Raw genomic sequence first — 13,355 nt, 5'->3', positions numbered from 1 at the left:
TCGGAAAAGTAATTTTTTACATGCTTTTTTTTGCATTTGTGCAAATATTCCGCATAATAGAAATGTGGAAAGGTTGGCAATATCTTTTAGATTTGCCTCTTTGTCTAAGGTGAAAAGGATAGATTCACCTGGCATCAAGGATTGTTAAAGAAAAATAAATATGGTGCGCGGCATCGTATAAAACAGGAAGGTCAAGATGACTACACTTAATTATACGGTAAGGTTTCAAAAAACCGTTTTGGCAAGTTTAATCGGGCTTTGTATAAGCCAAGCTAGTTTCGCACTCGAAGAACTTTCTGATGCGGGCTTAAGTGAAACTACAGGTGAGGGTATTGCTATCTTGCCACAGAATACTTATATGGTATTTCGTGGCGCAGGTGCTAATGAAACCTCAAGTCAGATATTAACTGATCGTACTAAAGACACAGGTTATATCAATTATGTTCCTGTCGGTCCTTTAAGTATGACCGCGGCAGATACCAATAAAAATGGCTCGATTGATTCGGGTGACCGTGCAGTTGGTAAAGCTGATATTTTTCTTTATGGTTTAGCGCTTTCCAAATCCGATAATGATACGAATAGCCGTATCGCTTCTACTGACGCAGCTGCTGCAATTTCGAGTTGGGGTACTGCGGTTAACCCGTGGATATTTAAAGTTGCGACAGAAAACTCAGTACCTAATTTCAGTGCGGCTACTTGTAGTGGTGCGAGTGACCCATCTTGCCAAGTAACCTATTTAGCTTTGGAAGCCCCTTTATATGAGGTTGGAACGAAGGACTCTGCCGGTATAGATGCTTATAAGCTGAAATTAGGTTTATGGTCAGATATTTTTGTCCGAAATCCAAATAAAATAAATGGTGCAGCAGACCAATTTAATTATGGCGACTCGAATGGCTTGATTGGTACAAGTATTGATGCAAGCCGTGCAAACCGTCTTCGTTTACAAGGTGTTTGGAATAACTTTAGCTTAAATGGCAGTCGTTTACAGCTTTTCCAAACATTAGGTGGCGCAACATCTGCTGGTGGAATGAGTCCTTTTTATAACGATACTTTGGGTTTAGCAGGAGTTTTTCGTTTAAACAGTGGTGATGCCTCTAATTTAAGAGCAACAATTACTTCAAATACCCCAACATCTACAGTAGGGCCATGGGTAAATCGCTATAGCACCCAATATACTGGTGCACCAAGTAATAACTCTCCAAGCTCGGACTGGTTATATCGGGTTCGTAGTCAGACTACGGCTGTTACTTCAACAGGTTCATGGACCGCGCCAACTGATAGCGCTATGAATAACGTATTACGTTTGAGTACACGTGAATCTGGAACTACCCAAGGTAATTTGGTAACACCTGCAATTAATGGTGGGCTTGCTCCAACTTTTGATGCGAATGAAGGTTTATATCTCTATAACCCAAACATTAACCTTGTGTTAGGGTCTTTATATCAACCACTCGTTTTAAGCTCAGATGGTAAAAACTTTAGTTTAGAACTTGCTCGTATTCCGAATAAACCAGAAATTTATAAGAAAATTTATACAGATTATAGTGGTGCAGATACTAGCTATTTAGGTTCTACTTGTAATATTTACCAATGTGGTACGAATGTAACATTAGGTGGTAAAACTTACCAAGGTTCTAGTGCAACACACAGCAGTATCTCAATTGGTTCCACAGTTTATAATGCAACGAATAATACTTTAGAGGCATTTAAAGGGAACAGTACACAAGATGCGGTCGGTATTTCATTTGGTAAATTACCTACGGGCACTGTGGCGGCGATAACGCAAACTAAAAACTTCTACCAATTGCAAAATCAGGAGCGTCGTGCAGGTAGTTATAGTTGCGGATTTTTGAACTTAAGTACTTGTTATGATACATGGCAGTACCGTACAGCAACGGGTTGGACTGGAAATGCGGGCTCAGGTTTAAAATTTGATTCTCAAGGTGCTAACTGGGCTAGTATCGACAATACCTCTTATTATAATCCGACAGTAAATAATACTGGTTATACCTTAGCCGATGCGGGGAATGGAGCTCAGTACACCGTGCCTAATGGTACGCCCTTACCCGATGCTCGTTATGAGGGTGGACGTTGGTACACGACTACGCCAAATGCAGATTTAAATACCTATAAGCTATCTGGGGCACAAATTAGCTCAGCCATTACTAATAACATGGGTTCAGCTGTAATTGATGGTGTATTAATCCAACATTTGAAACTGACAACTAAAGGCTTATAAGAGGAGGATAATGATATGAAAAAATTAAGTATTTTGATCCTTGCTCTTTGCGCAACAGTTACTCATGCGGAGCTGCAAACTTTAGATAATGAAGCATTACAGGCCATAAATGGCCAAGCTGGTGCTGATTTATCTTTAATACTTAATTTAAACCAGACGGCCAGCGGTGTATTTGATAATGGTAGTGGCGGTGTCTGTGAGAACGTAGAGTTCTGTCATATCGGTTTGGCAATTAATAAACGGTTTGTACAGGCAGATGCGACTAAGCCAAGTGGTTGGGCTGAAAATAGCGATAGTGGTAATAAACTTTGGCTAGTGTTTAAAGGTGTACAAGGAACTTTAAATATTCAAAAAATGGGTTTGGATGGTGCTGATTTAAAATATCTGGATAAAAACAATACAGAAATTATTAAGCCTGCCATTCAGCTGAGTTTTAGTGCAGCGCAGCCAATTTTAATTCGTAATTTTGGTTTTAATGCTTTATCGATTGAACAAGATAACTTTACGAGCTCAACAACAACGCAAGGGTCGAGTGCAAATATGTATGATTATGCATATTTCAAAAAACCAACATATGCTGCGACTGCTAATAGTGCGAATCAGCAAGTTGCTACTGCTACACCATCGGCGTATGACCATGGGCGTGAAACTGGTTTTATGGGCTTAATGATGAACGGAAACTTGGCTATTCAAGGAAAAGTCATGGTCTTTAGTTGTGATGGTAGCCATCCTCGTTGTTAAGGTTAATGTAGATTTCAAAGGAACTGAAGTGATGAAAAAAAATAAAGAAAATCACAGCTCAAAGTTTATTTTAAACGCATTAACAACCAGCATGTTGTTAGTGAGCGGACACGTTTTTGGTTTAGAAGCTTTAACAGATGCTGATTTGAGTGCCGTCAATGGACAAGATGGGATCTCAATACAAACTACATTTAACGAAATTAATATTGATAATGCATATTGGGATGACCATGCAGGTACACCTAGTAGTGCTGATCAGGTATTAAGAGCTCAAGCGAGTGGTGTAAAAGTCCAAAAAAGTAATGCATCTAGTCAATCTTTAAGTACTGATTACCGTTTAGATGTGGGGAGTAATCCAACCACAGGTAAAACTGGACTCGACTTTTCTATGCAAAGTAGTCCATCACTTATTACTGTAAATAGTTTTAAAGTATGTAATACCTCTGCTACTTGTTCACCGACAATGGGGCAGTTGGCTATTCAAACGACTTCCTCTCTAAATTTGGCGCTTACAACCCAAGATGGGCTATTTAATGCAAATAGTCAGTCAAGCATGACGCTTGGTATTAATAATGCCAATATTTATCTAGGGCAAGTGGATGCTCGCAGCCAGTTAAATCAATTAATTTTAAGAAACTTTAACTTTAATTTTGTCGGTAAAGGGGCCATGCTGATTGACCCAACTCGTGGTGTAGTTTTACAGACAAATACTGGAACTAACGTTGCTGGTGTAGGACAAACTCCGAATAGTACCTATGGCTATGTTGATTTTAACCGTGTAGCAGATTCAGCTTCTGGTTTAACTGCCGGTACATATGTAGACAGTAGTGGAAAAGTAACCAATTCAGGCCTGAATATTGAGGTCATGTTAAGTTCTAATGTCGATAAAACTAACCCTTATGCTTTGGATGCAACTAATAGTCCACAAAATGCGAAAGGTTTGATTCGTTTAGGTGCTAGCGGACGTATGGTAAATAGCTATTTACAAGTCCGTGGTATGGATGGTTCTTCAGATACAACAATATTAGGTGCAGCAAATACCGCTTCGGGTACGGGCTCAAGTAATAGTATTTTAGGTAATTCTGGAATTGCCTTTCGTATGAAAGGTGAATTCACTAAAGATAATGACTCAATGCTAGGTTCAGACGGCAAAGCAACCACTTTAGAAATTGGTGGAGCAGGTCTGAATGCTTACGGTTTCGAATTTGGTAATTTAACAGGTCTTAACTCAGCTACGCGTGGTTATTTTGACAGCGGAAATATTTATTTAAATCTTGCTGATACAAAAACCTTATTAATGCCAAACAACGCGACTTTAAATGCAATTCGTTTAGGATCGGGTACTTTAACAACGGCTGCTGATTATCAGCCTAATATTCACCGTGATACGGTTACTAATCCGTTTAGCTTAATTCTTGCGATGCGTGGAGCAGAGTTTCAAGCATTTTCAAGACGTGGTCGTTTTACGACAAGTGCGAATGTCGCTCCTACAAATCAGTTTGCAGACAATGGTGCAAACAACCAGTGGGGCTTAGCATTACCTTTTTATAACTTAAATGCCAATGCTGCTGTTTATGGTTTAGATGCCCCTGCAAATAGTGCTTATTACTATACAAAAGATGCAAATGGTAAGCCTGTTCGCAATGTCGTGGCTACATCTGGAACGACTTCGCGTTTAGGTTTTGGTATCGCTGCTGGAACGACAGGACGTGATGCGACTGGAACCAAAACAACCTCAATTTTATTAATTGATGGTTCTCCAAATGCTAATAATGGTGGTAGTCCTACTGATTATTACATGGGCTTACGCAATATCGATATGTTCCTCAAAGGCAATGGCAGTATCGGTTTAGAAAATGGCAGCCTCAATATTAGTTTAAAAGAGATGCTCCTTGCTTTATCAACTGAAATTGCAGCAGGTTATTTACCAGGGGCTAAATATAAAACTTGTCCAGCTACTGGTTCATGTACTTCACCTATTGATAATTTTGCCAAAAATAATGATGTCTTATTTGGTTTAAAACTACGTTTAGGTGGTGATCTTAACTTATCGATCGTGCCAAACAGTTCAATTGCTGATGGTAGTGCTCTAACTGTACTCGGCGATTTCACAATGCCTGCCACAGCAACTGGAAATACAGTTCAGATTAGTGATCCGATCGATGGTTCTGCAATTGGCTTTGATAATATTACTGGAAAGCTAGCGTTTAATACTGCTTTAGTTGTGGGCAAAGACACCGCAAGTGGTTTAGGTAAAGTTGGCGTAAATACGGCGGTTTATTTTAATCCTGATAAGAGTATTGACGGTGCATTACGTGTTAAAGATATTAACTTCTATCCGCCTTCAACTGGCGCAGGTGCACGTTTAGGCGAGCTTGCCATTACTGGTGGACGTTTAAATAGTAGCTTTAGTATTGTGCCTAGAAATGGTGCTTTTAATTAATCAATTAAAGTGACGATTATCGTCACTTTTTTATATAAATTTTATTTTAGTGTGATTGGATTTACATTCGTCGGGTTATAGGGATAATTGCTTTGTACTTGAATATTATTCTGATAGTCTGAACAAATAATAAGCGTTTGTCTCTTAAGGATTAGAGCGACATGAAGAATAAAAATATAGGGTGCTGGTTGTTACTTGCCAGTAGTTCAAGTGTTTTTGCAATGCAGCCTTTGGATGATCAAAGTCTTGCGGCAACGACAGGCCAAAATGGCCTAACTTTAGGTATTCAGGCAGATAAAGTCCAATTCAACCAAGTTGCTCTGATTGATACAAATGGTATTGCTTCAACTTCGTATAATAGTAAGGCTGGCTTTGTCATCGCAGGGAATTCTACTAATCCGGTTCCTAGCATAGAGTTTATTAAAGCTGCGGTATCTAGTAATCCTTCTTTTAATATCATAATGGATACTGATGCAGGTGGTGGAAATCCTTTTTTAAATTTAGCTGTGTCTATGGGCAATGATGTAAACGGTATTCGACTTTTACCTTTTTCAGTTTATTTAGCTCCAAGTGCATCTTTATCTAGTCCATCCGATTATGCATTAACCAGTTATGCACCAAAATCAATTTTTAGTTCGGGAACGACAGTGAATACGGGTGTAAAAGAAATCATTCGTTCAACTGGAAATCTAGATATTAACTTTGTACAAACCAATAAACCTCGTTTAAATATCCAGCTTGGCCATGCTGATCAATCAGTGATGGTTAAATTTGGTGGGGCAATTCAATCTATTTGTTCTGCTGCTGCGGGTTGTCCAATTACTTTAGTCTCGGATAATACGGGAGCTACATTTGGATTTAAATTTGCTGGAACAAATACCTCGACAGGTTTTGTGCTTGATGGTTTTTATGCGGGCGTTGATCCAACGGGATTAACTTTTGGGAATAACGGAGTGTCGAGTAAGTTCGATGCTTCACTTAACAATGTCACTTTAGGAAATATGGGAACCCAAAGTACAACGACATTTAATAACTTGCCTAATGGTTCTATGGGGAGTTTTGGTATTACAGGGGCGTCAGTGACTGACTTAAAAATGAAAGTAAGTGGCTTTTAGAAAAAATAATAACTTAACCTGAAATACGAAAGAGGGCGGTTGTGAAAACAATCGCCCTCTTTTTATGACTATATTGAGTTAAATGTTTTCTGATCTGGTGTGTTCTAACTGTTGAACAATTTCATCCAAAGCTTTAATACGCTTAACTTGATCCCATAAGTTTTTAGCTTGGGGGTAGGCTTTAGTCATCATCCCCAACCATTGTTTATAACGACCAACCATACCAATTTCTGTTTTTGCTTGACCGTTTAAAAAGCGAATTTGCAAATCAACAAGTTGTTCCCAACTGAATAATGCCTCATTCATATTTTCACGAATGCATTGTGTTAAATCTGGGGTAGTCACAGCACCACGGCCAATCATTAAATCTTCGCAGCCAGATTGTTGCTGACAAGCTCTAGCATCTGCATTGCTCCAGATTTCACCGTTGGCAATTACATTAATTTTTAAAGCTTCTTTAATGGGTAGAATTTTTTCCCAATAAGCTGGTGGTGTGTAACCATCTGCTTTAGTACGAGCGTGAACTGTCAACCAACTTGCACCAGCATCTTCAACAGCATGGGCATTTTCCATGGTGTGATTTTCATCTAGATAACCTAAACGCATTTTTGCTGAAACAGGAATATGCGGAGGTACCGCATCTCTTACTGCTTTAATTAGCATATGTACAACATCAGGTTCATCAAGAAGAACTGAGCCGCCTCGGTGTCGGTTTACAGTTTTTGCGGGACAACCGAAATTTAGATCAATTGCTGGTGCACCAAGCTCTACAACTTTTGCTGCATTTGCTGCCAGCATATCTGGATTATTTCCTAAGAACTGGACATGGACAGGTGTCCCAGCCGCCGTTTTACCGTCATTTTTTAATTCTGGACAAAAACTATAGTAGATATGGTCTGGCAAAATGCTGTCTGTAACTCGAATAAACTCGGTCACACACCAGTCGAAATGACCAACAGATGTGAGTGTATCCCGCATGATCGGGTCAGTTAAACCTTCCATTGGAGCGAGTATGAGTTTCACAGTCTGTGTCACCTGAGCAAAAAGAAAACAGCGTTATACGGGATATGTATAACGCTGTCTAGTATCGATGAAATTTTAATTAATTTAGAGACCCAAAATCATTTCAAGCACAAATTTACTACCAATAAAACCAATGGCTAAAAGCACAAAGCCGATTAAGGTAAAACGAATGGCCTTTTGTCCTCGCCATCCGAGTTTATAATGACCAATCAATAATGATCCATAGATAAACCAGGAAATAATACTAAATACAGTTTTATGAGCGAGATGTTGGGCAAAGAAGCTATCGATAGTCAAGAAACCAAAAGCGAGTGCAATTGTTAATAGAATAAAACCAGTAATGATGAGGTCAAATAACAAAGATTCCATTGCCTGAATTGATGGGAGTAAATTGACCCAAAAGCGTTTTTTTTGTTTCTTTTTGAGTTCACGATTTTGGAACCACAGCAAAATAGCGTGAATGGTTGCCATTAGTAAAACTGCATAGGCAGATAAAGACAGAATGATATGGACATCAAGGCCTAAAGAGTGTTGTTCAATAAATTGATCGGGTCGGCTGAATGCAAAACCTAAAATCAGGCCAATAGCCGCTACAGGAATGCCTAACAAGTTTAACGGTACAATAGGGCGAAAAATACTAAAAATTAAACTTAACAACAGCATAAGCCACGATGTAAAAGATACTAAATTAAAAACATCGTAGTTAATTCCGGCTGGTGTCAGCATGGCATGGCATAAAACTGTGCCGTGCAACAGGAGTGCCAAAGTTGCAACAACAGCAAATAACCATGGGTTTGGTTCACGTTTTGACATTAAACGAATAAACAGATACCAGAAAGAAGTGGTATATGCAATGAGTGCCAAAATTGTGTAAACCAAGGGGAGGCTAATCATGTCAAACCTTTTTCAGGATTAATTCATCTATATAAGATATAAATTCGCTGCGAACTAAAGTATCCTATAGCATTCTATGCATAAATTTTCTATTTCGAGAAAGATTTTTTTGCAACTAGCCATTTTAAGCGGATTTTGCAATGTTTGATACCTTAACAGAACGACTCACACAGAGTTTAAGAAATGTTACTGGCTCAGGGCAGCTGACCGAAGACAATATTAAAGATACCTTACGTGAAGTACGTATGGCACTTCTTGAAGCCGATGTCGCGTTACCTGTAACTCGTGAATTTATCGCGAAAGTTAAGGAAGAGGCATTGGGCCAGGAAGTGATGACTCAGTTATCGCCAGGCCAGGCATTTGTAAAAATTGTCTATGACGAACTCACCAAGATGATGGGTGAGGCGAATGAAACACTTGATTTAAGTGCTAAGCCTCCCGTTGTTGTATTACTTGCTGGTTTACAAGGTGCGGGTAAAACGACAACTGCCGCTAAGTTGGCACGTTTCTTAAAAGAGCGTCAAAAGAAAAAAGTAATGACGGTTTCTGCGGACGTTTACCGTCCAGCAGCGATTAAGCAGTTAGAAACTGTGTCAGCAGAAGTTGGGGCAGGTTTTATTCCTTCAGATGCTTCTGAAAAGCCAATTGATATCGTTAATCGTGCAATTGAACAGGCAAAAATCCAATTTGCTGATGTATTGATTGTCGATACCGCTGGTCGTTTACATGTCGATGAAGACATGATGGACGAAATTAAAGAATTGCATGCTGCTGTTAAGCCAACTGAAACCTTGTTTGTGGTTGATGCCATGACAGGTCAGGATGCTGCAAATACAGCTAAAGCCTTTAATGATGCATTGGCACTTACAGGTGTGATTCTCACTAAGACTGATGGTGATGCACGTGGTGGTGCAGCGCTTTCTGTGCGTGCAATTACGGGTAAGCCAATCAAGTTCTTGGGTATGGGTGAGAAGCTTGATGCTTTAGAACCATTCCATCCAGATCGTGTTGCTCAACGTATTTTGGGCATGGGTGACGTACTTTCTTTAGTCGAGGAAGTTGAACGTAAAATCGACAAAGAAAAAGCCGAAAAAATGGCTAAAAAATTGCAAAAAGGAGGCAGCTTCAACTTTGAAGATATGCTGATGCAATTTGAGCAAATGAAAAGTATGGGCGGCATGATGGGCTTCTTAGATAAGTTGCCAGGCATGAGCGGTGCAGGAATTCAGCAAGCGATTGAGCAAGCGAATCCTGAAAAACAGGTTAAGAAAATGGAAGCTATTATCCAGTCGATGACCGTTAAAGAACGCCGTAATCCAGACTTGATGAACCCAAGCCGTAAAAAACGTATTGCAGCTGGTTGTGGTATGGATGTTGCTGAAGTGAATAAACTCATTAAGCAACAAGCACAAATGGCTAAAATGATGAAGAAGTTTGCGAATCCATCTGGTATGAGCAAAATGATGCGTTCATTAGGCAATATGCAAAAACAATTTGGCGGCGGCGGTGGCGGCGGAATGGGGCCACTCTTTGGCAACAACGACCAAAAGAAATAAGTTCGTAAAATAAAAGGCGCATATAGCGCCTTTTATTTTGTTCTGTATTTTAGTCTTTAGGGTAATGAGCAATATATTGTTGTAATCCTTTGAGCAAAAGGTCAGTTTCTACAACTGGATTATATTTTTGCAAGAACTTGGCAAATAGTTGTGCATCTCCACCGGTAAGGAGCAGTTTTTTCGGAGATTGCTGCATAATATTTTCGATAGTACTAATTAAGCCTAATAAAATACCATGATGTACAGCATCGACGGTGTTGTTGCCTGGGTTTAGATTATCAAAAGCTGAATCTGGAATTTTAATGCCCTTGGTGTTTTGAATAAGTGCATCACGCTGCAAATATAAATTAGGTAAAATATATCCACCTAAATGTTGTTTGCCTTGCGTTAAATCAATAGTTAAGGCTGTTCCACAACCAATAATACAATAGTTTTCATTAGCCTGAGCCACAGCGAGTACTTGTAGCCAGCGGTCAATTCCGAGCTGGCTTGGTACCTCATAGCCACACTTTAACTCAGCATATTCAGCATGAACCTTTGCAAAAACAACTGGAATTTCAAGCCATTTTAGAATTTGTCTAATGCGCTGATTATTCTCGGCATCTAAGACAGAGGATACCCCAATTCTATGAAGCCCTTGATGCTTAAAATGTTGAATTAACCCAAGTAATAAATCGGCAGGGGATTGCAAATGCAGTTCTGCGGCATGCTCAATAGTTTGGTGATTTTCAGTAATCCAGTATTTTAAACGAGTGTTCCCGATATCGAGCCATAAACTTTTCATGGAGAAACACCTGTTTATTGATTGATCTGTGGTCTTAAGCGACCTTGATAAAACTGCTTAGGTTCAGGAGTTTCAAGTATGACAGCTCCATCATTGGAAATTCCAACAAAACGACCTTCTACTAATCCTTGGCTATGCTCAAACTGCACGAATTGATTAATCCATGCGGCATGATGATTAAAACGGCCAGCTAAGTTGTAGCAGCCATGATCGAACCAGCGAGCTGCGTTTTGAATAGCCATATACAGTTCTGAAACTAACTCAAGACGATTGTTTTGCTCTAAACCTAAATCTTCTAAAGAGGTAATCGGCTGATCACTGTCGGTTACGGGTGGCGTTTTTAAATTAATGCCCACACCTACTATAGCCTGATGTTGCGAAAGGGGTTCAACTAAAATTCCACCCCATTTTCCTTGCGCACTATATAAATCATTTGGCCATTTTACTTGTAAGCTTAGGGGCTGTAATTGCGGGATTTGCAAAATATTTAGAGCAACTTCAAGTGCTAAGCGACCATCTAAGGGTGTTCGAGTTTGCACCAATGTGCTTAAATAAATGTTTCCTTCAGGTGAAATCCATTGCCGTTGATGTTGACCTCGCCCTTGAGTTTGTTGAGCACTGCAAACCAAGCCTGTTGTAATGCCTTTTTGGGCAATTTCACGAATATCATCATTGGTCGAAGTTGTGGTTGCTTTTAATAAAACCACTTCTGGAAGCTGGTTTTTTGCGCTTAAAAGTTGTTGTAGTTGGCGAGTCTCTAAATCCATGTTGAATATGAGCAGAGTGGTAAAACATTTATGGAGTTAATCATATATTTACTCATTGGCGCAATTGCTGGTTTTACTGCCGGATTGTTTGGGGTTGGTGGTGGATTAATTATTGTACCAATCCTCTATGTCGTTTTTACCCAGTTACACTATGACCCTGCAGTAATCATGCATATTGCAGTAGGAACATCACTTGCGACTATTATTGTAACGTCCTTTAGTTCGGTTTCGGCTCACCATAAAAAAGGAGCTGTACTTTGGCCAGTTTTTCGTAATTTAGCACCTGGGCTCATTATTGGTTCATTTTTGGGTGCTGGTATTGCTGACCTGATGTCTGGTCAACATTTGCAACTTCTTATTGGGATTTTTGCTGTTTCCATGGCTTATCGCATGTTTAAAGGCGCCCATGTTGTAGTTGATCCAACACGTCAGCTTCCTTCAGCATCTATGCAAGTGATGGCAGGTGGCGGAATTGGTGTTGCCTCTGCAATTTTTGGAATTGGGGGCGGTAGCTTAACTGTTCCGTATTTAAACCGTCATGGCGTCGTTATGCAAAAAGCAGTCGCAACTTCTGCTGCTTGTGGTTTACCAATTGCTGTTGCAGGCGCAATTGGCTTCATGTGGTTTGGTGCTAAAGAACACATCTCTGTACCTAACACGATTGGTTATGTACATATCTATGCTTTTATTGGCATTAGTGTTATGAGTTTTATTACAGCCAAGTTTGGAGCAAAAGTCGCTCATGCATTGTCACCGCAAATGTTAAAAAAATGCTTTGCCTGTTTGTTAGTGGTGGTAGGTAGTTATTTTATTTATAAAGGCATTATGCACTAAAGAATAAAATATTAATCTTAAGAAGACTACGACCTAAGAGCTTGAATTTTTAGAAATTCGAGCTTTTTTTATTAAAGAATATAAGAACATTCGGGGCTTTTATTCATCTGATTTTGGTGTTGTTTTTAAATGGGTTGGCTTAAAATGCAATGAAATTGTCAGACAATGACATAGTTTTTAATCGATGGGATCAGTTAAAAACAAGGATGCGAAAGAAAAGCATGGATTAATGCATATAAAAAGTAGCGGGTGATTTATGAATCTCGAAGAGACAGAAAGTCTTTCTGAGCAAATTGTCAAATATATTAGCGAACAGATCATTAGTGGCGAGCTGGTTGAAGGCGAACGTATTCAAGAACTACGTATTGCTAAAGAGCTTGACGTGAGCCGAGGGTCTGTTCGTGAAGCATTGTTATTATTAGAGCGTACTCATTTAATTGAGATATTTCCACGCCGTGGGGCAATTGTTTCAGAAATGTCTGCACAGCAGGTGAAAGCACTGTTTGACACAAATATGATGTTATTGGGGCATATTGTTCAACGAATAAGTGAAACATGGCGGGCACATGAAGCAGATCAATTGCAGTTATTGTTAGAACAACTTCTTGAGCATGTAAAAGCAGGAGATATCGAGAAATTTTATGATGGTGTTTTCCAATATCTGGCTGAACAGCAAGATATGGTCGGAAATCCTTATCTAATGAAATTCTATAAAGAGTTACTACCTTCATTACGTCGTAGTTATTTTTTGACCTTAAATACTTCTAAACGAGAACTACAAGAAGCATTTGCATTATTTAAACTCGTGATTGATGCAATTTTGATCCGAAAATCACAACAAGCCGCTTTATTTATGGAAGATTTTTGTCGACACTTACGTAACCTTGTGTTGGAATCGCTGACACGAATGAAACAGATTGAATTGGCTTGGGCAAGACGCTCACGCCGCTAGTTAGGGC

Annotated in this window: 11 protein-coding genes; 7 read left to right on the top strand and 4 right to left on the bottom strand. The window is 39.4% G+C overall.

The window, feature by feature from the left end:
- Positions 1-196: 196 nt before the first annotated feature.
- The 4 genes from F936_RS15450 (at position 197) to F936_RS15435 (ending at position 6,538) form a co-directional block, all read left to right on the top strand.
- The gene (locus F936_RS15450) at positions 197-2,239 is read left to right on the top strand and encodes a hypothetical protein (RefSeq protein ID WP_005048714.1); all 2,043 of its coding nucleotides are present in this window, start codon (positions 197-199) and stop codon (positions 2,237-2,239) included.
- Positions 2,240-2,254: 15 nt separating this feature from the next.
- Positions 2,255-2,980 carry a DUF6160 family protein gene (locus F936_RS15445; protein WP_005048712.1) on the top strand — a complete coding sequence of 242 codons (726 nt, stop codon included), beginning with the start codon at positions 2,255-2,257 and terminating at the stop codon, positions 2,978-2,980.
- A 31-nt stretch (positions 2,981-3,011) separates the two neighbouring features.
- On the top strand, positions 3,012-5,423 hold the full coding sequence (locus tag F936_RS15440; protein WP_005048710.1) for a DUF6160 family protein: 2,412 nt from the start codon (positions 3,012-3,014) through the stop codon (positions 5,421-5,423).
- 161 nt (positions 5,424-5,584) lie between these two features.
- Positions 5,585-6,538, top strand: a complete 954-nt coding sequence (locus tag F936_RS15435) for a DUF6160 family protein (RefSeq protein WP_005048708.1) — start codon at positions 5,585-5,587, stop codon at positions 6,536-6,538.
- Between the two features lie 78 nt (positions 6,539-6,616).
- Here F936_RS15435 and F936_RS15430 read toward each other — a convergent pair whose 3' ends face one another.
- Positions 6,617-7,561 (bottom strand): tRNA dihydrouridine synthase, encoded by a 945-nt coding sequence (locus tag F936_RS15430; RefSeq protein ID WP_004641525.1) that lies wholly within the window; start codon positions 7,559-7,561, stop codon positions 6,617-6,619.
- Positions 7,562-7,645: 84 nt separating this feature from the next.
- Entirely contained in the window at positions 7,646-8,455 is an 810-nt protein-coding gene (locus F936_RS15425; RefSeq protein ID WP_004641527.1) for a cytochrome C assembly family protein, read from the bottom strand.
- A gap of 140 nt (positions 8,456-8,595) precedes the next feature.
- Between F936_RS15425 and ffh the strand changes: the two genes are divergently transcribed.
- A complete protein-coding gene (gene ffh / locus F936_RS15420; protein WP_005048705.1) occupies positions 8,596-10,011 on the top strand; it encodes a signal recognition particle protein in 1,416 nt (471 codons plus the stop codon).
- Between the two features lie 49 nt (positions 10,012-10,060).
- Here the strand turns inward: ffh and F936_RS15415 are convergent, their stop codons facing one another.
- Both F936_RS15415 and F936_RS15410 read right to left on the bottom strand, forming a co-directional pair.
- On the bottom strand, positions 10,061-10,795 hold the full coding sequence (locus tag F936_RS15415; protein WP_005048702.1) for a pantothenate kinase: 735 nt from the start codon (positions 10,793-10,795) through the stop codon (positions 10,061-10,063).
- A 14-nt stretch (positions 10,796-10,809) separates the two neighbouring features.
- Positions 10,810-11,562, bottom strand: coding sequence for a biotin--[acetyl-CoA-carboxylase] ligase (locus F936_RS15410; protein WP_004641534.1), 753 nt, complete (start codon positions 11,560-11,562; stop codon positions 10,810-10,812).
- Between the two features lie 30 nt (positions 11,563-11,592).
- Between F936_RS15410 and F936_RS15405 the strand changes: the two genes are divergently transcribed.
- Positions 11,593-12,396, top strand: a complete 804-nt coding sequence (locus F936_RS15405) for a sulfite exporter TauE/SafE family protein (protein ID WP_003653386.1) — start codon at positions 11,593-11,595, stop codon at positions 12,394-12,396.
- A 256-nt stretch (positions 12,397-12,652) separates the two neighbouring features.
- On the top strand, positions 12,653-13,348 hold the full coding sequence (locus F936_RS15400) for a GntR family transcriptional regulator (protein ID WP_003653383.1): 696 nt from the start codon (positions 12,653-12,655) through the stop codon (positions 13,346-13,348).
- Positions 13,349-13,355 lie beyond the last annotated feature (7 nt).

It is taken from the genome of Acinetobacter calcoaceticus DSM 30006 = CIP 81.8, assembly GCF_000368965.1.
Lineage (GTDB): Bacteria > Pseudomonadota > Gammaproteobacteria > Pseudomonadales > Moraxellaceae > Acinetobacter > Acinetobacter calcoaceticus.
This window is presented reverse-complemented; position numbering and strand designations above follow the sequence as displayed.